General features: G+C 73.5%; 14 protein-coding genes. 10 read left to right on the forward strand and 4 right to left on the reverse strand.

The window, feature by feature from the left end; genetic code table 11:
* Positions 1-48: 48 nt before the first annotated feature.
* Positions 49-2,361, forward strand: coding sequence for a TonB-dependent receptor family protein (locus tag I3V78_RS08365; protein WP_204485791.1), 2,313 nt, complete (start codon positions 49-51; stop codon positions 2,359-2,361).
* On the opposite strand, the gene I3V78_RS08370 is transcribed toward I3V78_RS08365, so the two are convergent.
* Positions 2,345-3,187 carry a GNAT family N-acetyltransferase gene (locus I3V78_RS08370; protein WP_204485792.1) on the reverse strand — a complete coding sequence of 281 codons (843 nt, stop codon included), beginning with the start codon at positions 3,185-3,187 and terminating at the stop codon, positions 2,345-2,347. The two genes, I3V78_RS08365 and I3V78_RS08370, sit on opposite strands and share 17 nt — an antisense overlap.
* 143 nt (positions 3,188-3,330) lie before the next feature.
* Between I3V78_RS08370 and I3V78_RS08375 the strand changes: the two genes are divergently transcribed.
* The 3 genes from I3V78_RS08375 to I3V78_RS08385 all read left to right on the forward strand — a co-directional run bounded on the left by I3V78_RS08375 (position 3,331) and on the right by I3V78_RS08385 (position 6,170).
* A complete protein-coding gene (locus I3V78_RS08375) occupies positions 3,331-4,194 on the forward strand; it encodes an MbnP family copper-binding protein (RefSeq protein ID WP_204485793.1) in 864 nt (287 codons plus the stop codon).
* 9 nt (positions 4,195-4,203) lie between these two features.
* Positions 4,204-5,355 (forward strand): methanobactin export MATE transporter MbnM, encoded by a 1,152-nt coding sequence (locus I3V78_RS08380; protein ID WP_239576350.1) that lies wholly within the window; start codon positions 4,204-4,206, stop codon positions 5,353-5,355.
* A 74-nt stretch (positions 5,356-5,429) separates the two neighbouring features.
* Entirely contained in the window at positions 5,430-6,170 is a 741-nt protein-coding gene (locus tag I3V78_RS08385; RefSeq protein ID WP_204485794.1) for a CHAP domain-containing protein, read from the forward strand.
* Positions 6,171-6,173: 3 nt separating this feature from the next.
* Here I3V78_RS08385 and I3V78_RS08390 read toward each other — a convergent pair whose 3' ends face one another.
* Positions 6,174-8,765, reverse strand: coding sequence for a protein kinase domain-containing protein (locus I3V78_RS08390; RefSeq protein ID WP_204485795.1), 2,592 nt, complete (start codon positions 8,763-8,765; stop codon positions 6,174-6,176).
* A gap of 228 nt (positions 8,766-8,993) precedes the next feature.
* On the opposite strand from I3V78_RS08390, the gene I3V78_RS08395 reads away from it, so the two are divergent.
* The 6 genes from I3V78_RS08395 to I3V78_RS08420 all read left to right on the forward strand — a co-directional run bounded on the left by I3V78_RS08395 (position 8,994) and on the right by I3V78_RS08420 (position 23,024).
* On the forward strand, positions 8,994-18,539 hold the full coding sequence (locus I3V78_RS08395) for a tetratricopeptide repeat protein (RefSeq protein ID WP_204485796.1): 9,546 nt from the start codon (positions 8,994-8,996) through the stop codon (positions 18,537-18,539).
* 12 nt (positions 18,540-18,551) lie between these two features.
* Complete coding sequence (locus I3V78_RS08400) at positions 18,552-19,172, forward strand: hypothetical protein (RefSeq protein ID WP_204485797.1); 621 nt, start codon at positions 18,552-18,554, stop codon at positions 19,170-19,172.
* On the forward strand, positions 19,159-19,860 hold the full coding sequence (queC, locus tag I3V78_RS08405; protein ID WP_204485798.1) for a 7-cyano-7-deazaguanine synthase QueC: 702 nt from the start codon (positions 19,159-19,161) through the stop codon (positions 19,858-19,860). Before I3V78_RS08400 ends, queC begins: the two co-directional genes overlap by 14 nt.
* A 3-nt stretch (positions 19,861-19,863) precedes the next feature.
* A complete protein-coding gene (gene ddpX / locus I3V78_RS08410) occupies positions 19,864-20,463 on the forward strand; it encodes a D-alanyl-D-alanine dipeptidase (protein ID WP_204485799.1) in 600 nt (199 codons plus the stop codon).
* Entirely contained in the window at positions 20,460-21,767 is a 1,308-nt protein-coding gene (locus I3V78_RS40115) for an AHH domain-containing protein (protein ID WP_476756484.1), read from the forward strand. Before ddpX ends, I3V78_RS40115 begins: the two co-directional genes overlap by 4 nt.
* 213 nt (positions 21,768-21,980) lie before the next feature.
* On the forward strand, positions 21,981-23,024 hold the full coding sequence (locus tag I3V78_RS08420) for an imm11 family protein (RefSeq protein ID WP_476756485.1): 1,044 nt from the start codon (positions 21,981-21,983) through the stop codon (positions 23,022-23,024).
* A gap of 6 nt (positions 23,025-23,030) precedes the next feature.
* On the opposite strand, the gene I3V78_RS08425 is transcribed toward I3V78_RS08420, so the two are convergent.
* Together I3V78_RS08425 and I3V78_RS08430 are read right to left on the reverse strand one after the other, a co-directional pair.
* Positions 23,031-24,236 carry a threonine synthase gene (locus I3V78_RS08425; protein ID WP_204485802.1) on the reverse strand — a complete coding sequence of 402 codons (1,206 nt, stop codon included), beginning with the start codon at positions 24,234-24,236 and terminating at the stop codon, positions 23,031-23,033.
* A gap of 11 nt (positions 24,237-24,247) precedes the next feature.
* Positions 24,248-25,069, reverse strand: coding sequence for an aldose epimerase family protein (locus I3V78_RS08430; protein WP_204485803.1), 822 nt, complete (start codon positions 25,067-25,069; stop codon positions 24,248-24,250).
* Positions 25,070-25,113 lie beyond the last annotated feature (44 nt).

The following is a 25,113-nucleotide window of genomic DNA, read 5'->3' on the forward strand; positions in this document are numbered from 1 at the left end:
GGCTCCTGGCACTTTCGCCCTCGAAGTTCTTCACCAGGAGTAGGCTCGATGTGGGTTCCGGCGGGGCTCGTCGCGGTGTTCATTCTCGGTGGCACGCCTGTCGCGGGGCAGCCTCCGGATGCGGAAGTCGCCTCCCCCGCCAGCCCGGAGCCCGCGCCGCCGTCGGTGCCGGCCGAGCCCGAGGCGTCCGAAGCACCCGATGCGCCCGCGCGCCCCCCGGACGCGGCGATCCCCAACCTCGCGCCCCCGCCCAGGTTCGAGAGCGTGGTGGTGGGCACCTCGGAGGCGCGCACCAGCGGCTCGGTGCACATCATCAAGCCGGAGAAGCTCGAGCGCTTCGAGCTCGACAACCCGCAGGCCATCCTCCAGACGGTGCCGGGTGTCTACGCGCGAGGCGAGGACGGCTTCGGGCTCCGGCCGAACATCGGTCTGCGCGGCGCCAACCCGGACCGCAGCAAGAAGGTCACCCTCCTGGAGGATGGGGTCCTCTTCGGCCCGGCGCCCTACTCGGCGCCCGCCGCCTACTTCTTCCCCGTGATGACGCGCATGCAGTCGGTGCGGGTGCTCAAGGGCCCCTCGGCCATCCAGCAGGGTCCCCAGACGGTGGGCGGCTCGGTGGACTTCCTCTCCCGCGACATCCCCTCCACCGAGAGCTTCGGGTTGGATCTGGCGGGTGGCCAGTACGCGTACGGCAAGGCCCACGGCTTCTACGGCGCGAGCACCGAGCGCATGGGCTTCCTCGTGGAGGGCGTGCACCTGCGCAGTGACGGCTTCAAGGTGCTCGACGGGGGCCCGGACCGGGGCTTCCAGGGCAACGGCAACACGGGCTTTCGCAAGAACGAGTGGGTGGTGAAGAGCCGCTACCGGCTCGTGCCCGAGGGCCCCGTGCGCCAGAGCCTCCAGCTCAAGCTCAGCTACTCGGACGAGGTCTCGGACGAGACGTACCTGGGGCTGACCGACGCGGACTTCCGGGACAATCCGCTGCGGCGCTACGGCGCGAGCCGCATGGATCGCATGGTGTTCTACCGGACCCAGGGCGTGCTCAGCCACGTGCTGGAGAGCGACGACTTCACGCTCACGACGAGCGTCTACCGCCAGGACATCGACCGGGAGTGGCGCAAGGTGAACCGCTTCCGGGGCGCGTCCATCACGGACGTGCTCGGGGATCCGACGAGCGCGCGCAACAGCATCTACTACGGCGTGTTGACGGGCCAGATCGACGCCTCCACGCGGCAGGAGACGCTGATGATCGGGCCCAACCACCGTGTCTTCGTGTCGCAGGGCGTGCAGAGCGTGGCGCGGTGGACCACCACCACGGGCCCGGTGCGCCACAACGTGGAAGCGGGCGTGCGCTACCACTACGACAGCATCGACCGGCTGCACACCGAGGACGGCTTCCGGATCATCGGCGGCGAGCTCGTGCCGGACGGCGAGAAGACGGACGTCACCGCCGACAACAAGGACTCGACGCACGCCCTGGCGCTGCACCTGGTGGATGCCCTCACCTGGCGCCGCCTCGTGGTGACGCCGGGCGTGCGCATGGAGCTCATCCGCTCCAAGTCCCAGGACCGGCTGGCCGACACGGTGGACAACGGAGGGCTCCAGGTGCTGATGCCCGGCGTGGGCGTCTACGGGGCGCTCACGTCCGAGCTGGGCCTGTTCGGTGGAGCCTACCGGGGCTTCTCCCCGCCGGCGCCCGGACAGCCCGAGGCGGTCCGTCCCGAGCAGAGCATCAACTACGAGGCGGGCGCCCGGTGGACGCGCCGGGGCGAGCGCTTCGAGGTGGTGGGCTTCTTCAACGACTACTCGAACCTCACGGACGTCTGCACCTTCTCCAACGGCTGTCTCAACGACAACCTCGACCGCCAGTTCGACGCGGGCCAGGCGCACATCTACGGGCTCGAGGCGTACGCGGACAAGACCGTGCGCACCGCGTGGGGCGTGACGTTCCCGCTCTCGCTGGCCTACACGTACACGCGCACCCGGCTGCTCGAGTCCTTCCGGTCGGTGGATCCGCAGTTCGGTCTGGTGCAGGCGGGGGACGAGCTGCCCTACGTGCCCCGGCACCTGCTCTCCGCGACCGTGGGCGTGGAAGGGGCGCGCTGGGGCGCCTACGCGAGCGCCAGCTTCGTGGACGTCATGCGCGAGCGGGCGGGGCAGGGGGAGATCCCCGACGGGCTCAAGACCGACGCCCTGCTCACCTTCGACGTGAACGCCAACTACCAGCTCACGCGCTGGGCCCAGCTCTACCTGAGCGTGCGCAACGTGACGAACGAGCTGGGCATCGTGGGCCGCCGTCCCTTCGGCGCCCGGCCCAACGCGCCCCGCACGGGCCTGCTGGGCCTCAAGATTTCCCTGTGAGCGCGCCCTCCATCAGCACGCGCGTGTAGGCCACGCGGAAGCCCGCGCGGGCCTCGTTGGCCAGGGAGCCGCCCTCGGGGGCGGTGGCCACCAGGGCCAGCTCGCAGCCCAGCGCCTGGGCGTCCCGGAGCCGGGCGTGGATGAGCGCCGTCTGCGCGCCGAGCCGCCGGTAGCCCACGCGCGTGGCGGCGCCGAAGAGCGTGGCGATGCCCTCGTGCAGGCGCAGTCCCGCGCCCGCCACCACCTCGCCTCCGTGGCGCGCCAGGTAGAGCCGCACGCGCGGCGTGGTCGAGGCGATGTGGCCGATGGTGAGGTCGACGAAGCTCAGCGCCGCGTCCTCCTCCCGCTCGCCGAACCCTCGCGCCAGCGTGCGCACCCACGTCTCGCGCTCCGCCTCGCCGACGAGGGAGACCTCCAGTCCCGCGGGCGGTGGGGGCAGCGCGTCCAGGGCCGCGCCGAGGGGATGGAAGGCCACCTGGAGGAAGTGGCGCACGCGGTAGCCCCGCGCGCCGAGCCCCTCGTACAGCGAGGGGTGCGCGAGCGGGCAGGCCTCCACGACCGCGGGGACGCCGTGGTAGCGGTAGAAGGCCTCCAGGCGATCGAGCTCGGCGGGCGTGACGGGCCCCGCCATGGCGAGTCCGGCGGCGCGGTTGAGGGGCAGATCCGGACGCGTGAAGCAGGCCTTGCCGCCCGCGAGGTCCAGGACCTCCGAGCCACTGTCGGGCAGCAGACGCGCGCAGCCGTGCGCGTAGTCCGCGAGGGTGAGGGCGTTCACGTGCTCCAGCCGTCGGGCGAGCGCGGCGTCCGCGTGGAGAGGAGGGGCCATGGGAAGGGTCATCTCCGAGACAGCGAGCGAGGGAGCATGGCACCGGGGCGACGCGCCATGCGGGTGTGGCAATATGTCACGTTCCGGGGCGCGGGGCGGGCGCGCTATGGCGATGCAACCCTTGGCCCTTGGAGTCTCCGCGCATGATGTCCTCCGCGTCGCGTTTCCTGTTCGTCGCCTCGCTGTTCGCCGGTCCGTGGGGGTGTGGGGTGAGTGATCCGCCCGAGGCGAAGCCCGTGGCGGTGGACATCCCCTTCGAGGCCCGCGTGGGCGCGGAGCCCTTCGCCTGTGGCCGCGTGTACACGGGCCTGGGCACCACGGGGACGACCTACGAGCCCAAGGACTTCCGCGTGTACGTGCACGACGTGCGGCTGGTGGCGGCGGACGGCAAGGAAGTGCCGGTCACGCTCACGGACGATGACCTGTGGCAGTACAGCGGCGCGGCGCTGCTCGACTTCGCCGACAAGACGGGTCAGTGCTCCGAGGGAACGCAAGGGACGAACACGCGCCTCGTCGGCACGGTGCCGGAGGGGGACTACCGGGGCCTGCGCCTCACACTGGGCCTGCCCTTGTCGCTCAACCACCAGGACGTCACCTTCGCGCCGAAACCGTTCAAGGACACGGGCTTGTTCTGGGGCTGGCGCCGGGGCTATTTCTTCACGCGCATCGATGGCCGCACGACAGGCTTGCGCTCGGGGCACAACATGCACCTGGGCAGCACGGATTGTCCCGACGTGAATCGGGAAACCGCGCCCACCGGATGCGCCTTCCCCAACACCGTCCCCGTGGAATTGGTGGGCTTCGTGCCGGGCCAGGGCAAGGTCGTGTTCGACCTGATGCGCTTGTTCGAGGGCTCCAACCTGGACACCAACACACCGGACACCTCGATCGGGTGCATGGCGGACCAGTGGGATCCGGACTGCGCGCCCTTGTTCCAGCGGTTGGGGCTCGCGTTTGGAACCCAGGCGGCGAACCCCGCCGCGCAGGCCTTCGTTCGTTGGGAGTGAGGAGGATTCATGGCACGGCGCATGGCGACACGGTGGATGGGATGGATGGCGGCGGCCTGGCTGGTGGCGGGCTGCGAGGGCCCGGCGCCCGAGCCCACACCCGAGGAGGACACCTACGACTGGCGCCTGCCGGCGGGTTTTCCCAAGCCGCAGGTGCCTCGGGACAACCCGATGACTGAGGCGAAGGTGCAGCTCGGCCGGCGCCTCTTCTACGACGAACGGCTGTCCTTCAATGAGACCCAGTCCTGTGCCTCCTGCCATGAGCAGGCGCGTGCCTTCACGGACGGCAAGCTCCACGGCGTGGGCAGCACGGGACAGGTTCACCGCCGCAACGCCCAGGGTCTGGCCAACATCGCCTACGCCACGAGCCTCACGTGGGCCAACCCCGCGCTCACCACCCTGGAGGCCCAGGCCCTCACGCCCTTGTTCGGCAACGAGCCCGTGGAGCTGGGCTTCGGGGACAAGCAGGACGTGTTGCTGGAGCGGCTGCGCGCGGATCCGGAGCTCGTGGCGCGCTTCGCCGAGGCCTTCCCGAAGGAGGCCGAGCCCGTGTCCCTGGGCACGCTCGTACGGGCCCTGTCCAGCTTCCAGCGCTCGCTGCTGTCGGGCAACGCGCCGTACGATCAGTACCTCTACGGCGGCAAGAAGGACGCGCTCACGGCGCAGATGAAGCGCGGCATGGAGCTGTTCTTCTCCGAGCGCCTGGAGTGCAACCACTGCCACGCGGGCTTCAACTTCCAGGACGCCACGGTCCACGCCGACTCGTCCGAGGCCACCATGCCCTTTCACAACACGGGCCTCTACAACGAGGACGGCAAGGGGGCGTACCCGCTCAAGGACAGGGGCGTCATCGAGCTGACGGGCGTGCCCGAGGACATGGGCCGCTTTCGCGCGCCCTCGCTGCGCAACGTGGCCGTCACCGCGCCCTACATGCACGACGGCAGCATCGCCACGCTCTCCGAGGTGCTGGACCACTACGCCGCGGGCGGCCGGGCCCATGGGCTCGACGCCAGCCGCGTGAGCCCCGTGCAGAGCAGCTTCGTGCGCCGCTTCGTCCTGACGCCCCAGGAGAAGGAGGACGTGCTGGCCTTCTTCGATGCGCTGACGGACACGGACTTCCTGACGGATCCGCGCTTCGCCGACCCCGCGCTCCATCCCTGAAGCCCCGAGCGGCACGTCCGCTCGCACGGAGAGGGTGCCGGCGAGCGTCAGGGCGGCTAAGGTGCCCCCCCCTGATGCGCCGACTGCTCCTCGCCCCTCTGTGCCTCCTCGCCGCCTGTGCCAGCCGTGCGCCCGGGGTCCGGCCTTCCGAGACCCCCCGTGCGCCCCTCTGGGTGGCCGAGCCCGTGCCCCTGCCGGAGCTCGCGCCCCCGCCCGCCCCCGTGCTTCCGCCCGAGCCGCCCGGGGCCGTGGCCGGGGTCTGGCGCGCGCCGAGCGAGGCGGCGCGGGTGCTCGCGGCGGCCATCGTCGAGCGCGCGGTGCAACTCGTGGGCACGCGGCGGTTGGGCAAGGTGGCGCGCCACGTGCCGGACGATTGCTCGGGCCTGGTGCGGCTCGCCTACCTGCGCGGCGGCATCGACCTGGTGAGCCATGGCTTCCTCGCGGGGGAGAACGCCGTCTCCGCCATCTACCGGCGCGCCGAGTCCCGGGGCGCCGTGCACCAGGACAATCCCCAGCCGGGGGACCTCGTCTTCTTCCGCGAGACGTACGATCGCAACCGGGATGGCCGACGCAATGACGGCCTCACCCACGTGGCCGTGGTGGAGCGCGTGGAGGCGGATGGCGCGCTGACCTTCATCCACCGGGGCATGAAGGGCATCGCCCGCTCGCGCATGAACCTGGCGTTTCCCGCCACGCACCGCGCGGGGACGAGCGGCGCCGTGCTCAACGACTACCTGCGGCCGGCGGCCCGGGGACAGCGCGCCTGGCTCACCGGGGAGCTGTTCGCCGGCTTCGCCTCGCCCGAGGCGCTGTAGCACCTACTTCTGCTTCGTCAGCGTCTCGAGCGCCTCGCGCGCCTCTTCCTGGCCACAGTTGCGGCCCCGGTTGAGCGCCTTGTCGCGGGGCTGCTGGCTCAGGGCCTGCAGCGCGGGCACCACGCTCGGGTCTCCCAGGCCCGCGAGCCGCCGGGCCGAGCGCCCGCGCGTGCCGCAGTTCGTCGACTGGAGGGCCTGGGCGTAGAGCGCCACCAGGTTGAGGCCGTCGGTGGCCTGGCTCGCCTCCAGGTAGCGCAGCGCGCCCCACTGGCGCGGCGAGGGCGCTTCCTCCGCCAGGTCCTCGAAGTGCTTCTTGAGCGGATCGCGGGGCAGCGAGTCGAGCAGGGCGCGCAGCTCCTTGTCGACCTCGTTCTCCCCGAAGTCCTCGGCGAGCCCGGACAGCAGGGGCTTCTCCAACTCGGCGCGGGCCTCCGGCTCCAGGGCGAGCAGCTCCGTGTGCTCGGCGTCGTGCTCGCTCAGGGCATGCAGGGCACGCGCGCGCACCTGCCGCGCCATGGGCGTGGGCTTCTCCTTGGGCGCGAGCTTGGGCAACTGCTCGAGCGCCTCGCGGGGCTTGCCCTCGTCGAGCAGCACGCGGGCGGGGTAGGTGGGGTCGGCGCGGCGCACGAGCGCGGTGGTGCCCAGGCCGAGCAGCACGCACAGCCCCAGCCCCACGCCCAGCGCGCGACGAGGGTGGGCCCGGGCCTGGGCGCCGCCGCGCACCGCGGCCTCCCGCACGGACCACATCAGGGCGTCGCGGGCCATCCACACGGGCCGCAGCGCCTGTTCCAGGCGGTCCTTGAGCGCGGGCCGCATGGTCACCTCGTCCTGGCCCCCGAAGGGCGGGCCCTCCTCGGACCGGCGGCAGCGGAAGAGGGGCAGGCCCTCGCCCGAGCCGGGCAGGGGCACGCTGCCGCAGGGCTCGGCGTCGCCCTCCACGCGCGTGCGCGCCAGGTTCACCGAGCCGGTGAAGACGACCTCGCCCGCCTCGGCCACCTGCTCCACCGCCTTGACCACCTCCACGGGCTCACCGAGCACGGCGTCGCGCGTGACGAGCACCTCGCCGGTGTGCAGGCAGATGCGCACGGGCAGCCGCTCCTCCTGGGCGCACTGCTGGTTGTGCCGCCAGAGCCGGTCCTGCATGGCCATGCCGCACAGCACGCCCTGGGTGGGCGAGGTGAAGACGGCCAGGAGCGCATCGCCGCGCTTCTGCACCAGCCGGCCGTTGTAGTCGCGCACGAGCGGCAGGAGCAGCCGGTCATGCGTCTCGAGCATCCGCGCGTTCTGCTCGTGGGTCTGGCGCGAGGTGCGCTCGGTGTAGCCGCGCAGGTCGGTGAGCATCACCGTGAGGTTCTGCGGCTTGACGGACAGGGAGCCGGTGGTCGCGGGCGGGGCGGCGACCCGGGGCGCGGCCACCGCGTGCATGGCCACGGGCGAGGGGTGCGTGGAGGCGCGCGACGGGGAGAACGCGTCCTCGGGAATCTGCCGGCCCGGCGAGGCGCGGGTGGGCGCCTGGGAGGGCGTGCGGCCCGAGGACGCGGGCGCGGGCACGGGCGGCTCGAGCGACGCGGGGCCGAACGCGGCGGTGCCGCTCGGGGGCGAGGGCGCCGGGACGGGCGCGGGCGAGGCGAAGGCCACCGTGCCGCTCGGGGGCGAGGGGGCCGGCTCCAGGGTGAAGGCGGAGATGGAGGCCGAGGCGGCCATGGCGCCGGACACGAGCGCCTGGGGCATGCTCACCGTCTGGGCGGTGGTGGCCGCGAGGGTCCCGAGCGCGTCCACCAGCGCGTTGGCGTGGGGCAGCCGCTGGTTCGGGTCCTTGCGCAGCAGTTGCATCACCAGCGCCACGAGCGGCGCGTGGCCGGCGAGCGTGGGCGCCGCCTCGATGAGGGGCAGGGGCGAGGCCGAGGCATGCTGGGCCACGTACTGGGTGGGGCCCGGGCCCCGGAAGGGCAGCTGCCCCGAGAGCACCCGGTAGGCGAGCACCCCGAAGGAGTACACGTCGCTGCGCGGGTCCACCGGCGCGCCCACGGCCTGCTCGGGCGAGAGGTACTCGGGGGTGCCCACCACGAGCCCCACCTGGCTCAGGTTGCCGTTCTTGTCCGGCTCCACCAGCCGGGCGATGCCGAAGTCCAGGAGCCGCGCCTGCTCGCCGCGCGTGCTCCGGGTGAGCAGCACGTTCTCCGGCTTGAGGTCGCGGTGGATGATGCCCCGGTCGTGGATGGCCGCCAGGCCCTCGGCGAGCTGGTAGAGCAGGGGCAGGGCCCGCCCTGGGGACAGCGCCCCGGACTGGAGCACGTCGTAGAGGTTGTCCCCCTCCACGTACTCCATCACCAGACAGGCGCCCACGCCCGTCTCGCCGTAGTCGATGACGCGCACCACCGACGGGTGGTCCACCGCGGACAAGAGGCGCGCCTCGCGCTTGAAGCGCTCGATCATGCTTGGGTGCACCATCAGGTCCGAGTGCAGGACCTTGATGGCCACCTTGCGCCCCAGGGACACCTGCTCCCCGAGATACACCTCCCCCATGCCGCCGGCTCCGAGCAGCTTGAGGACACGGAAACGGTCATCGAGGACGAGGGTTCCTGAGTCGAGCACGCGCGCGGCATCTTCGCCAAAAACGCGCGGCCCGGGCAGTGCCTTGTGTGGACTGTGTCCGCCACCTTGCCTCCCCGTCGTCCAGGAGGGCAGTGAACTGGTAGCTTTTCAGCCAACGTGCGGACGCGTGGGACGCACGGTGAACATCCCGGACAGGGGATTGGCAAAAATTCCGAGGGGTTGGCTCGCGTGTTAACGTTGCCTTCCTTTCCGTACCGCCCCCCCGCGATGGCCACCGACAGCGACTTTCCCCCGCCCGCGTCCGAAGCACCCGCCGCCGCCCCCGAGCTGCGCCTGCTGGATCGGCGCGCCTTCGTGGGGTTCCCGCCGCTCGAGCTGGCGCCGGGCCTGTCCATCGCCGACTTCGCGCTGCAGATTCCCGACGTCACCTTCCCCTTCAACGTCAGCGCCGGGGCCTCGCGCTACCAGCGCAAGAAGCTGCACTTCGGCTTCCTGGAGCTGCACGTCGACGCGGCGCTCGTGGCGCGCAAGGTGGCGGAGCTGGCCGGGCGGGTGACGGGGCTGGAGGGCCTCAAGCTGCACTTCCGCCCCGGCTACCTGGAGGGCCAGGCCTTCCTCCAGGCCCCGGAGCGCACCCCGCTCACCTTCAAGATCGCCTTCGACGCGGAGGGCGAGCGGCTCGCCGTCTACCTCTACGACGTGCGCCTGTACGGCTTCTCCGCCACGCCGTCGGTGCGGGTGCCGGGGCTGCTCGCCACGGCGGTGTCCCAGCTGGCGCTCCTGCCCGAGCTGGAGGTGCGGGGCGCCACGGGCTTCACCACCCGCGTGCTGCCCGCGCTCTGCCAGAAGGCCGCCGTGAGCCGGGGTTTCAAGATGCCCCTGCTCGACACCGCGCGCCTGTCCTCGGCCGAGGTGGGCGTGGGCGGCCTGCGCCTGCGCTTCTCCTCGGGAGGCCTGCCGCCGGCCGCGCCGCCGGACGAGGAGCTGCTGCTCGCGCTGGAGGGCGCGCGCGCCTTCGCCGACGCCGAGGCCCTGCTCGCCCAGGGGCGGCTCGCCGAGGCCCGCGACGCCTTCCTCCAGTCCGGCGACGTCCAGGACGCGCACCCCTTCGCCGCCGAGCGGCTCCTGTCGCTGCTCGTCGCGGACCCGCAGGCGCATGACCTGGCGCTGGACGTGGCGGCCACGCTCCTGCGCCGCCGCGAGAAGAGCCCCTCCGCGCTCTGGGGCGAGGCCGTGGTGCGCGAGCGCCGGGGTGAGCACGCGCGCGCCGCCGAGCGCTACCTGGCCCTGTGTGCCCTGTCGCGCCGCGCCTCCGAGGAGTCCGCCGCCTTCTTCTCCGCCGAGGCCGCCGCCCGCGCCGCGCGCGACCACGCCCCCCAGGTGGCGGTGAAGGCCCTGCACGAGGTGCTGGGCCTGCGGCCCGACCACCTTCCCTCGCTCAAGGCGCTCGCCCGGGCCTCGGACCTGAGCCGCGACCGCGCGGGCGCCGTGCGTGCCTACCGCCGCATCGCCGCGCTCGCGCGCGACCCGGCCGAGGCCGCCGACGCCCATGTCCACCTGGCCGACCTGTGCGCCCAGACGGAGGACGACGTCGCGGGCGCGCGGCTGCACTGCGAGGCCGCGCTGCGCCTGTCGCCGGACCACCCGGACGCGCTGCTCCTGCTCGGCGACTTGTGTCACCGGGGCGGCGAGCACCTGCGGGCCCTCAAGGCCCTGGACCGCCTGCGCGAGGTGGGCATGGCCCGCCACGAGCTGGAGCGGGTGGGGCGCGCCAACCTGCTCGCGGGCCGCGTGTGGGAAGAGGGCCTGGGCCAGCCGGACAACGCCCTGTTGCGCTACCGCGAGGCCACGTCGCTCCTGCCCGGCGAGCCCGAGCCGCTCTTCGCCACCGCGCGCGTGGCCGAGGGCCTGGGCAAGCTGCAGGAGGCGCTCGCGGGCTACCAGCAGGCGCTGGAGCTCGCCGGCCCCTCGCCCCGCACGGACGGCGTGCGCCGCGCCGCGCACCAGAGCCACCATGCCCTGGCGCGCCTGTACCGCACGAAGCTGGGCGACCCGGCCCGGGCACGGGAGCACCTGGAGGCCGCGCTCGCGCTCGACCCCCGCGACACCGCCGCGCTCGACGAGCTGATTCCCTACTTCCGCGCCACCGGCCGCGTGCAGGAACTCGCCGAGTCGCTGGAGAAGGCCGCCGCCGTGCACCCCGAGCCCGGTCGCCGCGCCGCGCTCTGGGCCGAGGCCGGCGAACTGCACCGGGGACGGCTCCAGCAGCCCGAGCGCGCCGAGCGCCTGCTCACCTCCGCGCTGGAGGCCGACCCGCACCACGCGCCCGCGCTCGAGTCCCTGCTGGCCATCGCCGAGGCGCGCCGCGACGGCGGCCTGCTCACGCGCTGCCTCGCCACGCTCGCGCGCCTCACGCCCGAGCCCGACGAGCGCGCGCGCAAGTACCGCCGGCTCGCCGTGGCCGCGCGCGACCTCGCCTTCGATCTGGACCTGGCCGCCACCGCGCTCAAGGAAGTGCTCAAGGCCGAGCCGGAGGACCTGGCGGTGCTCGGCGAGCTGTGCGCCCTGCAGCGCAAGCGCTCGGACATGGCGGGCCTGGCCGAGGCCCTGGGCGAGCGCGCCCGCGTGGCCGAGGCGCAAGGCGACAAGCGGCTCGCGTCGGCGGCGCTGCGCGAGCTGGCCCATGTCCTGGAGGCCCGGCTGGGTCGGCTGGGCGAGGCCCTGGTCGCCCTGGAGAAGGCCGCGCGCCTCTCGCCGGAGCAGGCCGTGCTGCTGGAGCTGGCCGAGCTGTCCCTGCGCTGCGAGCGGCCGGAGAACGCCCGGCGCGCCCTGGAGACGCTGCTCGCCTCGCTGCCGCGCACCACCGCGCCCGAGCGGCTGGCGGATCTGCGTGCCCGCCTGGGCCGCGCCTGCGAGTTGATGGGGGACCGCGAGGCCGCCATCACCGCCTATGGGCAGGCCTTCCCCCTGCGCCGGCTGGACGACGCGCTCGCCGAGCGGCTGGAGGCGCTCTACACGGAGGCGGGCGAGACGCGGGAGCTGGCCGAGCTGTGGGCCTCGCGCGCCCAGGCCCTCTCCGCCGCCGAGCGCGCCGAGGAGGCCGCGCCCCTCTTCCTCAAGAGCGCCCGCGTCCTCCTGTCCCGGGGCGAGAAGGGCCCCGCGCTCCTGCGCCTGTCGGCCACCCTGGAGGCGAGTCCCTCGGGGCCGCTCGCCGCCGAGGCCCTGGACGCGCTCGCCGAGCTGGAGCTGGAGCGGGGCGAGCGGCTGGAGGCCGCGCGGCTGCTCGCGCGCAAGGCGGCGCTCGTGTCCGAGCCGCGCGCCAGTGCCCGGCTGCTCCACCGCGCCTCGGTGCTGTCCGTGGGCTCCAGCCGCGAGGAGTCCTTCCTCGCCGAGGCCCTGGAGCGCGATGCGTCCTTCGCGCCCGCGCGGCTGCGCCGGGGCGAGCTGCGCCTGCAGACGGACCCTCGCGCCGCGCTGGAGGACTTCGAGGCGGTGCTGGCCCTGCCCGCGACGGATCCGGACGCGCCGCGCGAGGACGAGCTGCTCTACCTCTCGCGTCGCGCCTCCGCGTGCGCCGTGCGCGCGGGCCGTCCGGATGCCGCCCGGCGTCTGCTCGGGCACTACTGCGCCCTGTCCCCCGAGGACATGGAGGCCCAGCTGGAGCTCGCGGCCCTGCACCGGCAGGCCGGCGCCCACGAGCCCCTGGCGGACCTGCTCGCCACCCTCTGGCCCCGGCTGTCCGGCGCCCCCCGCCGCGCCGCCCGGCGCGAGCTGGCCGAGCTGTCCCTGACCCTGGGCCGCCCCGCCGAGGCCACCGAGGCCCTGCGCGGCCTGCTCGCCGAGGAGCCCCAGGACGCCTGGGCCACGCGCGCCCTGCTGGAGCTCCTGCCGCCGCCCCACACGGGCAGCGCCGCCGAGGAGGCCGAGCGCCTCGTGCTCTTGGGCACCCTCATCGTCACGACCGAGGGCGAGGCGCGCGCCGAGCTGCTCGCCCGCCGCGCCGCCCTGCACCGCCACGCGGGCCGTACCTCCGCCGCGCGCGATGACTTCCTCGCCGCCACGCGCCTGTCCCGCCGGCCCGCGCCGCTGTGGCTCGCCCTGGCCGCCATCGCCCGCGAGACGGGTGAGGACGTGGCCGAGCTGGAGGCGTGGCGCCACGTCCTCGCCGCCGAGCCGGAGCTCGCCGAGCGCGCCCAGGCCCGCCTGCTGTCCCTGGGTACCGTGCTGCTGGAGCGCGACGCGCGCGAGCTCGCCCGCGCCGCCCTGCGCGCCGCCGCCAGCCTGCCGCTGGCCCCGGCCGAGCGCTGCGAGGTCTTCTTCTCCCTGGCCACGCTCGCGCGCCGCGACAAGCAGCCAGAGGCCGAGGCCGAGGCGCTCGCGGAGGCCGCCCGTCAGGGTCCCGTGGCCCGCCGGGTGGACGCCCTGCTCGCGCGCGCGCACCTGCTGGAGCAGTCGGACACGCTGGCCGAGGCCGCGGACAGCCTGGAGCAGGCGCTCACCCTGGTGCCGCGCCAGCCGGGCGCCACCTCCGCGCTCCAGCGCGTGTTGCGCGCCCTGGAGGACTGGACGCGCCTGGCGGCCCTGCTCGCCACCGAGGCCCCCCACCTGCCGGCCCCCGAGGCCGCGGCCCTGTACGCCGATCTGGGCACCCTGTACGCCGAGCACCTCGCCCAGCCCGAGGCCGCCGAGGCCGCGCTGCGCCAGGCCGTGCGGCTCGCGCCCGAGGACACGCCCGTGCGGCGCCGCCTGGTGGCGCTCGTCTCCGAGCGGGGGGACTTCGCCGAGGCCGCCCAGCTGCTCGATGTGGAGGAGGGGCTGCTGCCCGAGGACGAGACGGCCGCCCTCCTGCGCGAGGGGTGCGCCCTGGCGCGGGCCGCGGGCGACATGACGCGGGCGCTGGAGCTGGCACGCCGGGCCCAGGGCCTCGTGCCCGCGCGCGACGCGCAGCTCGCCGAGCTGGCCGAGCTGCTCTTCCTCCACGGCGACGTGCGCGAGGCGCTGCCCCTGCAGGAGCAGCTGGCCACCGCGGCGGACTTCTCCACCGACGCCGCGCACGCCGAGAAGGCCTGGCTGCGCCTGGGCGCGCTCGCCGAGAAGCTGGGCGACACCCGGCGCGCGGCGAGCGCCTACAAGCGGCTGCTCGCCGAGAGCCCGCTCAACGAAGTGGCCGTGCTGCGCCTGTCCGCGCTCTGGGAGAACGACGAGCCGCGCGCCGCCTTCGACGTGCTCGTGGCCCATGCGCGCGCCCTGCCGCCCTCCAACGACACCGCGGTGCGGCTCGTGGTGCTGTCCGAGCGGGCCCGCGAGTCGCTCGCGGACGTGCCCTTCGCCGCCTCGCTGCTGGCGCGCGCCGCCGAGATGGCGGACGAGCCCCTGCCGCTGCACCGCTCGCTCGCGGACCTCTACCGCGAGGCGGGCCTCACCTCCGAGCTGATGGCCCAGCTCCAGGTGGTGGCCGCGCTCAGCCAGGAGGCCGGGGAGATCGAGGGCGCCATCGCCGCCTGCCAGGAGCACGCGCGCCTCACGGAGAGCGCGGGCCGGGTGGACGAGTGCCTGCGCTCGCTCAAGGCGCTGCGCTTCCTGTTGGAGAAGGAAGGTCGGCTGGACGAGGCCGCCGACTGCGAGCGCCACCGCGCGGAGATGCTGCGCGATGCGAAGCTGGACCTGACGGCCGCCGAGGCCTCCCTGGAGCGCGCCTTCGCGCTGTCGGGCCAGCTCGACACGGCGCGCATGGGCCTGGAGCTCGCGGTGCGCCGCGACGACGCCCCCACCGAGGCGCGGTGGCTGGAGCGCTCGCTGCCGCTCCTGTCCGCCACGTCCGACAAGGCCCTGTCGCTCTTGCGGCTCGCGCGGCTGTACCTCGAGGGCCTGGGCGATACCGGCAAGGCCGAGGGCTTCCTGCGCGAGGCGCTGCGGCTGGATCGCTCCCTCACCGAGGCCGAGACGCTCCTGTGCGACCTGTTCGAGCGCGAGGGCCGCGTGGCGGAGCTGGCCGCGTGGTTCGAGGACGCCGCGGCGCTCGAGCCGGAGGGCCCCCAGCGCGCCGGGTTGCTGCTGCGCGCCGCCACGCTCTACCGCGAGCGCGCCAAGCGTCCGGACGCCGCCGCCATCGCGCTCATCGCCGCGCGCGCCTCGCTGCCGGATGACCTGGGCCTCACCCGCCAGGTGGCCGACCTGCTCCAGGAGATGGGCCGCGCGGCGGATGCCGCCGAGTTCGACGCGCTCCTCCTGGAGGCCGACCCCTTCGTGGAGCCGCTGTACACGCGCCACCGGGCCTTCCTCGCGGAGACGGAGGACTTCCAGTCGCTCGCGGCGCTGTTGTCTCGCCGGGCCCAGCGCCAGCCGCCCGCCGAGGCCGCCGAGAGCTACCTGGGCGCCGCCCGCGCCTTCCGCGAGGCCGGGGCCCTGGAGCGCGCCCTGCTGTGCGAGGACCGGGCCTTCGAGCTCGCCCCCGCCAGCGCCGAGGCCTTCCACCTGCTGCGCGCCCGCGCGGACGGGGACGCGCGCCGTGAGGCGGAGCTGCTCGCCCTGCGCGCCTCCGCCGTGTCCCCCGAGCAGGCCGTGCCGCTCTTGCGCGAGCGGGCCCACCTGCTGCTCGAGGCCGGCGAGGTGCTGCTCGCCGCCCAGGCCTTCGACGACTTCCTGGAGCGCGCCGCCGACGACGTGGAGGCGCTCGCCACGCGGGGAGACCTGGCGGCCGAGGGCGGCGGGCCCCGCGCGGCCTGGCCCTATGACCGGCGCCTGCTGGCCGCGGGCGGCGACGCGCTGCCCGTGCCCGTGCGCGTGCGCACCCACCTGCGGCTCGGCCATGCGTCGCTCGCCGCCGGTGCCCACCAGGACGCCGCCCAGGCCTTCGAGGCCGTGGTGGCGCTGGACGGGGAGGGTGCCCGGGGCCAGGAGGCCCTGTCGCTGCTCGCCGAGGTGTATGGCCGCATCGGGGACGCCCGGGGCTTGTACCGGGCCTCGCTGAAGCTCGCGCGCAAGGCGGACGCCGCCACCGCCGAGGTGCTCTACCGCCGCGCCGCGGACCTCTTCGCGGACCCCAAGGAGGCCATCGACGCGCTGCTGCACCTCACGCGGCTGCGTCCCGCCGATGGCGGCATCATCGACCGGGCGGTGCGCGGCCTCATGGCGCTGGGCCGTCCGGCGGACCTGCTCGCCGTCTACGAGGCCGGGGCCCAGGCCGCGGGCGGCACCCGCGCCGCCGAGCTGTTGATGGCCGCCGCCGACGTGGCCGCCCGCCAGCTGGATGACACGGCCCGGGCCGAACGGCTCCGGGAACGGGCCGCCGAGGCGGACCCCTCGCACGTCCCCGCGCTCCGGGCCCGGGTGGCCGGGCTGCGCGCGCGCGGCGAGACGGCCGCGTTGCTGGAGGCCCTCCCCCGGCTCGTGGACGCGACGGACGACGCGGACGAGGCCTCGCTGCTTCGGCTGGAGCTGGCGGCGCTCGCCCGCGCCGACGGCCAGGACACGCTCGCGCGGGAGGCCCTGGAGGTGGTGGTGGCCCGGGGCGCGTCGGGCGCGGGCTACGCCGAGGCGCTGGAGGCCCTGGAGCCCCTGCTGGTGGAGGACTCGGGTCGGCTCGGCGAGGTGTACCTGGCGCGGGCGGAGATCCTCCCCGACGCCGAGCGCCGCGCGTGGCTCCTGGCCGCGGCGCGGGAGTTCGAGAGCGTGGGTCGGCTCGCCGAGGCCCTGCGCGCGGCCCGCGCCGCCGTCGCCGTGGAGCCGGACCCGGACGCCCTGCGCCGCGTGGCCACCCTGCACCAGGCCCTGGGCGAGCCCGGACGGAGCGCGCAGGCGCTGCTGCAGGCGGCCCGGCTCGTGCCGTCCGCCGAGCGGCCCGCCTTGCTGCTGGAGGTCGTGGACCTGTGGGAGTCGGCGGGGGAGAACGCCGAGGCCCTGGAGGTGCTGGAGCGGCTGGCGGCGAAGGCCTCGGGCGGCGACGAGGCGACGGCACTGGCCGAGCGCTTCCTCCGGCTGGGCGCGCCCGCGCGGGCCGCCGAGGTGGGCTTCGCGCCCGCGCTGGAGGCGGGAGACCTGCCGGGCGCGCTCGCGCTCGCGGAGCGGGCGGGGGATGACCCGCGCATCCTCCAGGCGCTCTGGGCCCTGGTGGAGGCCGGTCAGGCCGAGTCCTCGCAGGTCGCCGAGCTGAGCCGTCGGCTTCGCGCGGACGGCCCCGGCGAGGAACTGCTGCGGCTCGCCGACGTGCTCTCCGCGTGGGACGAGGCCCAGGCCATCGCGCTGTGGGACGAGGTGTTGTCCGCGGAAGGGGCGCTCCCGGACAGTCGACTGCGGGCCCTGGAGCGGCTGTCGCTGGCCCCGGGCTTCACCCCCCGCCTGTGGCGCCTGTTGCCCGGGCTGGGTGGGAGCCCCGAGGCGCTGGCCGAGGCGGTGCTGGCGCGGGTGCGCGAGCTGCCCGTGAGCGAGCGCATCGAGGCCCTGAGCGAGGCGGCGGACGGCTGGCCCGAGCGGCGCGGCAAGCTCCTGCGCGAGCGCTTCCGGCTGCAGCGGGACGCGGGCTGGACGGCGGACGCGGCGGACACGCTCGGGCTGCTCATCCTGCTGGAGACGAGCCCCAAGGTCCGGGGCGAGCTGCACGTGGAGCAGGGTGACATGCTCATGTGGGCCGGGGACAAGGAGCGCGCGCGCGAGTCCTTCGAGAAGGCCCTGGAGGACGCGCCGGGCTCCATCCGCGCGCTGGAGTTCCTGCTGCCCCTGTACGAGGAGACGCGCGACCATGCGCGCTTCGTGAAGGTGGCGGAGCAGCTCGCCGCGCTGCTCGCGGGTCCGGCGGCCATGGGCGTGTGGCGCGAGCGACTGGCCGAGGCCTACGAGGCGCTGGGCCGGCTGGCCGAGGCCTCCGCGCAGCTCGTGTCGCTGCCGGAGACGCCCGAGCGGCTGGAGCGGCGCGCGCGCCTGGCCGAGGCCCAGGGCCTCACGGGCGAGGCCCTGCGGCTGCGCGAGCGGCTCACGGAGGAGCCGGAGAAGCTCGAGGCCATCCTGCGCCAGTACCTGGACGCGCACCTGGTGGTGTTCGCGGTGCAGCTCGCCGAGCGGCTGCTCGCCGCGGAGCAGCTGTCCCCCGAGTCGCGGCGGCTCGTCGCCGAGCGGCTGTCGCCCACGCCGCAGGGAGCGCCCCTGGCGCGCCGGTTGTGGCCGGAGCTGCTGCGGGAGCGGCCGGTGGACGCGGACGGGTGGACGCTCTACGCCGAGGCCCTGGCGGCGGACAATGAGTCGGCGCCGGTGGACGTGGCGCGGGTGGATGGGTTCGGCGCGGCGCTCGTGTCGAGCACGGCGCGCGCCCCGGCCGCGACGATCTCCTCGGTGCGCGTGCCCGGTGGCTTCCAGCACTCGCTGCCCGAGCGGGTCCTCGAGGTGTCGGGCACGACGATGCCCCGCCTGGACTCGGCCCTGCGGCCCACCCTGAAGTCCCTGGGAGCGGGCAAGGTGCGGCTCTACCTGTGGCCCGAGGGCGGGGTGGAGGCGTACCTCGCCTCGCCGGACGCGCTGGTGCTGGGCGCGGGGGCCCTGGCGGCCTTCGGGCCGGTGGAGCTGGGCTACCTGTGCGCCCTGGCGCTCTGCCTGGGCGAGGCGGGCGAGGCCCTGTCGCGGCCCGGGGTGGTGCCGGGCTTCGACGACGCGGCGGTGGAGGCCTTCCAGGCGGTGCCCGCCTCGCTCGCCGCGTCGCGGGTGCTGGCGCGGCTCGCCCCCGAGGTGCGCGGCGCGGATCCCTCCGAAGTGGAGTCCGGCACGGTGCTGCGCGACAGCTCGGCGTTCCACGCGGTGGCGCTCGCGGCCCTGGACAGCGTGTAAGGTCGGGAGGCCATGTCCGTCTCCCAGCGCCGCTTCCTGCTGTCCCTGCCCGTGCTCGTGGCGATCGCGGCCTGTGTGTCCGAGACGACGTACCCCGGGGACGTGGTGGTGGGCCTGTTCAGCTTCCACGCCCAGGCGGACTGGGCGCGCACCGACTGCAACGCGGACGGGGGCGACTTCGCCCGGTTGACGGACGGGGGCTTCGACTTCGCGGGCACGTTCTCGCGCGACAGCGTGGACGGCGGCGCCTGGCTCACGGTGGATGGCTACGCGCGCCCGGCGACCTACAGCGTGCCGGCGCAGCGCTACGTCTCCAGCGAGAAGGCACCCGCCCAGGTGCCGAGCTGTGGCGACAACTGCACGGGCGCGCAGATCGAGGAGACGCTGTCGGTGGTGGTGCTCAGCGACAGCCAGGACCGGTCGATGGGCAGCCGATGCGTGAACCTGCCCGCGGGAGGACTGCCGGACGGCTCCGTGCCGGCCCCCACGGCCAACGGCTATGACGCCCAGCGGGCCTGCGGGACGTTGTCGGTGACGTTCCTGCCGGGCACCAGCCCGGGCTGTAAATGCAAGACGGCGTGCACGGCGGTGTACGGCCTGGAAGGAGAGCGGCGTTTCAATGGCGGCCAGTGACAAGAAGGCGGTGGTGCTGTTGTCGGGGGGTCTGGACTCGACGACCTGTCTGGCGATGGCGAAGGCGGCGGGCTTCGAGCCGGTGTGTCTGGCGGTGTCCTATGGCCAGCGGCACGCGGTGGAGCTCGAGCGGGCGCGGTGGGTGGCCAAGGCCCTGGGCGTGACGGACTTCCGGATCGTGACGGTGGACCTGCGGCAGGTGGGCGGCTCGGCGCTGACGGCGGACATCGAGGTGCCCAAGGACCGCCCGGAGACGGAGATGTCCCATGGCATCCCCATCACCTACGTTCCCGCGCGCAACGCGCTCTTCCTGAGTCTGGCGCTGGGCCTGGCCGAGGTGGTGGGCGCGAGCGACCTCTACATCGGCGTGAACGCGGTGGACTACAGCGGCTACCCGGACTGCCGACCGGAGTTCATCCGGGCCTTCGAGCAGATGGCGACGCTGGCCACCAAGGCGGGCGTGGAGGGCACGCGCTTCCAGGTGCACGCGCCGCTGTCGGGGATGACCAAGGCGGAGATCATCCGCGAGGGCGTGCGGCTGGGCGTGGATTACTCGATGACGCACTCCTGCTACGACCCGGACACGCAGGGCCGGGCGTGTGGGCGGTGTGACAGCTGCACGCTGCGGCGGCGGGGCTTCGAGCAGGCGGGCGTGTTGGATCCCACCCTCTACACGGCGGGGGCCTGAGCCATGGCCGGTGCCGCGAGTCTGATGATGGGGGTGTGGCTGGCCACGGCGGGCGCGCCGGTGGTGGACGCGACCGAGGTGGTGAAGGACCTGGTGGTGGACATGCGCTACGCCACGCCGGACAACTTCCTCAAGCAGAAGGTGTACCCGGACGACGCGCGCTGTCTGCTGTTGCCGGAGACGGCCGAGCGCCTGAAGAAGGCGGCGGACACGCTGCGCGGCCAGGGCTACCGGCTCAAGGTGTATGACTGCTACCGGCCCATCGCGGTGCAGTGGCAGATGTGGAAGATCTTGCCCAAGCCCGGCTACGTGGCGAACCCGAAGAAGGGCGGCAACCACAACCGGGGCGCGGCGGTGGACCTGACGCTGGTGACACTGGAGGGTCAGGAGGTGGAGATGCCCACGGCCTTCGACTCCTTCGAGCGCTCGGCGCACCACTCCTATCCGGGTGGGACGAAGGCCTCGCGTGAGCACCGGGAGATCCTGCTCAAGGCGATGGAGGGCGCGGGCTTCAAGCGCAACCCCATGGAGTGGTGGCACTACGATCTGCCGGGCGCCACGAAGTTGCCCGTGCTGGACGTGCCCTTCACGAAGTCCCCATGAGCTTCCAGGGGTGGGGCGGATGGCTGCTGCTCGTCCTCTTCCTCCACTCCGCCTGCACTCCGCGCGTCGTTCAAGAGGCTCCGGCGCGGGAGCGGCGTTACAGTTTCCGGGCGGAACCTGTCTCCTCACCCATGGGCGCGGACGCGGTCCGGGTGAGCGCGACGGAACTCGACGCGGCTCTGGCCGAGCTGGTCCTCGGCATTCCGCTTCAGGTCGTCGCGCCGACGCCTCGTCTTTCCGTTCGCCGGGTGCTGGCGCGGACGGCCTCATCGCTCACGGGCGAGTCGTGGCGGACTCCGCTGGCGAGGTCCTACGGGCTCCACTGCGAGCGAAGCGGCACGCCTGGCGATTGCCTGGGGTTGTTCGAGGACGGGCCGGGCCTGGATGGCGGGGACAAGCGAGACCTCGCCCTGGCGCTCTCCGTGGGGACGGCGTTGGAGTCCCTGGACGCGGAGGTGCGTGCCACGTTCTCCGCGACACGGCTCTCCCTGGTGGTGGGCATCACCCTCGCGGGTTACCTGGCGTTGCTCGTGGCCCCGGAGCCTATCTCCAAGGGCGTGGCCTCCGCGCTCGCCCTGCTCATGTGGGGCTATCTGGGTTGGGAGTTCCTCGACCTGATCCAGGCGTACCTCCAGCTCTGGGAAGAGTCGGCGGAGGCGAGCACCTTCGAGGAGTTGCGCACGGCGGGAGACCGGTTCGGACGGGTCATCGGGCCCAACAGCATGCGCATCCTCCTGCTGTTGGGCACGGCGGCGATCGGGGAGACCGCGGCCCTCGTCTCCAAGGCTCCGACGTTGCCGGGCTTCGGCACTGCCGCGGCGAGGCTCGAGTCCCAGACGGGCATCTCGGATGTCCTCGTGGCCATTCAAGAGGCCGACACGGTCCAGATCGCGGTCGCCGAGGGCACCTTCAGCGCTGTACTGCCAGCGAACGCCATGGCCATGGTGTTGCGTGGTTCATCTTCGTCGCCGAGGCTCCAGGTGCACCACATCGCCACCGTGGAGAACGAGACGTCCACCGCGCGAGGCGGGCCATGGACTCCGGCGTTCAGGAAGATGTTCGACAAGGCGGGCATGTCGATGGATGACCCCGCCAACAAGGTCAAGCTCTCTGGGCATTACGGACCTCACCCCAGGAGGTATCACGAAATCGTCTTCAAGCTCTTGGAGGAGAAGACATACAAATGCGCAAGCCAGCAGGCGTGCGCTTTGGCCTTGAGGCAAGGCCTGCGCGAGCTGGCCGAGGAGATCTCCACCCAAGGGAGCAGGCTCTACGACTTGTTGACCCGTGGGGCTCGTCCATAGGAGCTGTGCGTGGCGGAAAAATTCTTTGGTGTGTTCGAAGATGTCTATGTCCCGGGACGATGGCATCTGGACGAACCCTTGGACTCGACAGGGCGTGCGGTCGAGATCAACCTGTTTAGAAACAGCACGCCCTCACACGTCGAGGAAACGCTTCGAGTTCCTCTCTACGTTCCGGGAGAAGCCCTCGACTTCTCCTTCGTGGCGGGGACCTCGGTGCCCGTCGTTCATTCCAGGGTCGCGGCCGTGCTGAGGGAGTTGGCTCCCCATGACGTGGAGCTTGTTCCCGCGCGGATCGATGGGCAGAGCGACCTGTATTTCTTTCTCAACATCACCCGGGTCGTGAAGTGCATCGATGACGCGGCCTCCGACGAGGTTCGTTACGTCACGCCCGAACATGAGCTGCCAGAGCAGCTCGGCGAGTACCGGTCCGTCATCGGCATGCGCATCGATCCCTCGAAAGTGGGTGATGCACAGGTCTTCCGCACCTGGGGCTGGACGGTCAGCATCATCGTCTCCGAGACCATCAAGGAGGCGCTGGAGCGTCTGGGCGTCACCGGCATGAGCTTCACGGAGGTGACCGGTCCCAGCGACATCAGTCCGGAGGCGCGCGAGCGGAGTCGCCAGCTGCGAGAACTCCTGGAGACCGCCGCCGCCGCTCGAGACGCCGCCTGGCGCACCCTGGGCGTCTTGGATGCGGACGTCTTCATGCCCATCGCCGTGGGAGGCGCCTGGCCTGGTCATCGGCAGCTCTGGCGGGTCATCCGGCGTGACGCGGGCCGCACGCTGCTCGTCAGCCATGGGCTCTCGGATGCGTTCATCGATACCCTGACGCCCTCCGTGGGCTTCGGGCTGGAACTCGCCCTGGAAGTGGATGCGGCGGTGAAGGACATCACCCAGGGCTGGCCCCTGGTCCTCCTGGAGCGCGTGGCGGACGAGGTGGCCGAGCACCCGCACGTGCGCGAGGGCATCCTCGCGGGGTTCTTCTCCATGGAGGTGGCCGGCAAGGGCCTGCCCAAGGCCTTCCTGACGTCCGAGGGCCGTGTGGCCGTCCTCCTGGGGCTCTCCGCGCCCTCCGTGCCCGAGGCTTTCTCCACGCCCTACGGCCGGGTGCGGCTCGTGACCGTCAAGGTGCTCCTGCCGGCGGAGCTGGCGTACGTGCTGGCCCATGGCGCGGAGGGGCACGCCGAGCTGGCCCGGCGCTTCTCCAAGAATGGCGAGGTGCTCCTGTCCCGGACGCGGCGGCGCGCCGTGGTGTAGCGCCGCTCACAGGGTCGCGTTGAGCTCCAGCACGGGCAGCTTGGGCGACATCACGTCCGGGTACTTGATGCCCGCGCCCGTGTTGAGCAGGAGCACGCGCTGGCCCGCGTTCAGCCAGCCGTCGCGCAGCAGCAGGCGCGCGGCACCCACCAGCGCGGCGCCCTCGGGGCAGATGAAGGCCCCCTCCTGGCGGCTGATGCGCTCCAGGCCCCACAGCGTGTCGGCGTCCGGCACCGCCACGCAGGTGCCTCCCGTCTCCCGCACCGCCTGGAGCACCAGGAAGTCCCCGAGCGCCTTGGGCACCCGGATGCCTTGCGCCACCGTGCTCGCGCCCTCCCACTTCTCCGAGACGTCCTTGCCCTCGCGGAATGCCTTCACGATGGGCTGGCACCCCTCGGCCTGCACCGCCACGAGCTTGGGGAAGCGCACGCCCTCCGGCAGCCAGCCCAGCTCCCGCATCTCCAGGAGCGCCTTGTAGATGCCGATGATGCCCACGCCGCCACCGGTGGGGTACAGGATGACGTCCGGCAGGCTCCAGCCGAGCTGCTCGGCGATCTCGTAGCCCATCGTCTTCTTGCCCTCGATCCGGTAGGGCTCCTTGAGCGTGGCGGCCTCGAACCAGCCGTGCGCCTTGGCCGAGCGCGAGACGATGGCGCCCGCGTCGGTGATCTGCCCCCGCACCATGTACGCCTGGGCCCCCACCGCCGAGGCCTCCAGCACGCTCATGGCGGGCGCGTCCGTGGGCATCACCAGGGTGACGGAGATGCCCGCGCGGGCTCCGTAGCTCGCCCAGGCCCCGCCCGCGTTGCCGTTGGTGGGCATGGCGAGCGCGGTGATGCCCAATTCCTTCGCCCGGCTCACCCCCGTGGCGGCGCCGCGCGCCTTGAAGGACGCGGTGGGGTTGAGCCCCTCGTCCTTGAGCCACAGGTCCGGCAGACCCAGCTCCGCGCCCAGCCGGGGCAGGGGAAAGAGCGGCGTCATGCCCTCGCCGAGCGTCACCAGGTTCCGATCGTCGCGCAGCGGCAACAGCTCGCGGTAGCGCCACAGCGAGGCCACGCGGCCGGCCAGGTCCGAGGGCCGCACGGCGCGCGCCACGGCCTTCAAGTCATAGCGCACGAGCAGCGGGCCGCCACAGACGCACAGGTTCTGCACCCGGTCCGCGTCATGGGTCTGCTGGCAGCGGGCGCACTCCAGATGGGACAGGAAGGACATGGTGCGCTGTCTTATCTGGGTCCGGCGCGGATCTCGAAGTCCGAGGAGAAGGTCTCCCCCGGGGCCACGTGCACGAGGCCCTCGCCCGAGCGCAGCGCGCCGCCCGGAGCCGTCCAGGGCTCCACGCAGACGAAGTCCCGGCCCCGCAGCGTCCACACGACGAGCGTCTTGAACGACGAACTCCAGGACAGCTCCACCGGGCGCAGGCCCGGGCCCCGCGAGAGCGTGGTGCGTGTCCCGGAGGGGTCCAGCACGTGCAGGTCCACCTCGGCGCCGGTGAGGTCCAGGCCCGTGTAGGGCACCGGGGCCTGTGCCTGGTTGTCCCAGGCGCGCGTGGCCGTGGTGTCCAGGCGCGTGATGGCCTTGTTCGCCTGGGGCACGTGGAAGTACGGGTGGTAGCCCAGGTGCAGGGGCATGGGCCGCGTGTCGCGGTTCTCGGCGGCGAACGTGAGGCGCAGCGCCTCGCCGGTGAGCGTCAGGGTGAGGCGGGCCTCGAAGTCCCAGGGGTACTCGGGCCGCGTCTTCTCGGAGGCCACGAGCGCGAGCACCGCCCGGTGCTTCTCGTGGGTGCGCACCTCCCAGGGCAGGTCTCGCGCGAAGCCATGCCGACGCATGGCCACGTCGCGGCCCTCCACGGGGTAGGTGCCGCCGGGGATGACGCCCGCGGCGGGGAAGAGCACGGGAATGCCCCCGCGCACGTTCTTCGTGGGGTCCGCGAGCGTGCTCGCGTCGAGGTAGAGCAGGGGCTCGCCGCCGACGTCGAAGCGACTGACGAGCGCTCCCCGCTCGGGCACGAGCTCCACCACGCTGTCGCCATCCGTGAGCACCACCATGTCATCCACCTCCTGGGCCGGGCGCGTGTCCTAGCCCAGGCGTG

This window comes from Archangium primigenium (assembly GCF_016904885.1).
GTDB lineage: Bacteria > Myxococcota > Myxococcia > Myxococcales > Myxococcaceae > Cystobacter > Cystobacter primigenius.

Bases quoted from the DNA above. Each gene is read 5' to 3' on its own strand.
- I3V78_RS08365 (WP_204485791.1), top strand. From the start codon at position 49: ATGTGGGTTCCGGCGGGGCTCGTCGCGGTGTTCATTCTCGGTGGCACG.
- I3V78_RS08370 (WP_204485792.1), bottom strand. From the start codon at position 3,187: ATGGCCCCTCCTCTCCACGCGGACGCCGCGCTCGCCCGACGGCTGGAG.
- I3V78_RS08375 (WP_204485793.1), top strand. From the start codon at position 3,331: ATGATGTCCTCCGCGTCGCGTTTCCTGTTCGTCGCCTCGCTGTTCGCC.
- I3V78_RS08380 (WP_239576350.1), top strand. From the start codon at position 4,204: ATGGCACGGCGCATGGCGACACGGTGGATGGGATGGATGGCGGCGGCC.
- I3V78_RS08385 (WP_204485794.1), top strand. From the start codon at position 5,430: ATGCGCCGACTGCTCCTCGCCCCTCTGTGCCTCCTCGCCGCCTGTGCC.
- I3V78_RS08395 (WP_204485796.1), top strand. From the start codon at position 8,994: ATGGCCACCGACAGCGACTTTCCCCCGCCCGCGTCCGAAGCACCCGCC.
- I3V78_RS08400 (WP_204485797.1), top strand. From the start codon at position 18,552: ATGTCCGTCTCCCAGCGCCGCTTCCTGCTGTCCCTGCCCGTGCTCGTG.
- queC (WP_204485798.1), top strand. From the start codon at position 19,159: ATGGCGGCCAGTGACAAGAAGGCGGTGGTGCTGTTGTCGGGGGGTCTG.
- ddpX (WP_204485799.1), top strand. From the start codon at position 19,864: ATGGCCGGTGCCGCGAGTCTGATGATGGGGGTGTGGCTGGCCACGGCG.
- I3V78_RS40115 (WP_476756484.1), top strand. From the start codon at position 20,460: ATGAGCTTCCAGGGGTGGGGCGGATGGCTGCTGCTCGTCCTCTTCCTC.
- I3V78_RS08425 (WP_204485802.1), bottom strand. From the start codon at position 24,236: ATGTCCTTCCTGTCCCATCTGGAGTGCGCCCGCTGCCAGCAGACCCAT.
- I3V78_RS08430 (WP_204485803.1), bottom strand. From the start codon at position 25,069: ATGGTGGTGCTCACGGATGGCGACAGCGTGGTGGAGCTCGTGCCCGAG.